Source organism: Actinospica durhamensis (assembly GCF_018139695.1).
GTDB classification, from domain to species: Bacteria; Actinomycetota; Actinomycetes; order Streptomycetales; family Catenulisporaceae; genus Actinospica; species Actinospica durhamensis.
The window spans coordinates 1-425 of sequence record NZ_JAGSOG010000785.1; the positions used below are offsets into that span (position 1 = coordinate 1).

Annotated in this window: 1 protein-coding gene; it reads left to right on the top strand. The window is 74.4% G+C overall.

Translation table 11 applies throughout. The annotated features are described in order from the left end of the window. The coding region (locus KDL01_RS42215; RefSeq protein WP_212534309.1) for a trypsin-like serine protease at nt 1–335 on the top strand (335 nt) is incomplete at its 5' end. Nucleotides 336–425: the final 90 nt, after the last annotated feature.

The following is a 425-nucleotide window of genomic DNA, read 5'->3' on the forward strand; positions in this document are numbered from 1 at the left end:
CCCTCGGGCAGCCCGGCTCGGTGAGGGTCGGCCAGAGCGTGCAGGTGTACGGCTGGGGCGCCACCTCGCAGTGCGGCTCGGAGGCCAACTGCCAGTCCCGCTACCTGAAGGTCGCCAACGTCACGGTCACCGGTGCGTGCGGGGACGCCTACGGCGGCTCCGCGATCTGCGCCCGCCGGGGCAACGGCATCACCGCCGGCGGCGACTCCGGCGGCCCGATGATGGCGAACGGCGTCCAGGTCGGCGTCGCCTCCACCAGCGACCGCCAGACGACCACGGCGTACACCAACGTCACGGCGTACCGCTCCTGGATCCAGTCGATCGCGGGCGTCTGACCCGCCCCCGTGCCGACGCGCGCCGGGCCCCTCACCACGACGTGGTGAGGGGCCCTCCCCCACGGCCCGCGGAGACCACCGGTCTCCAGT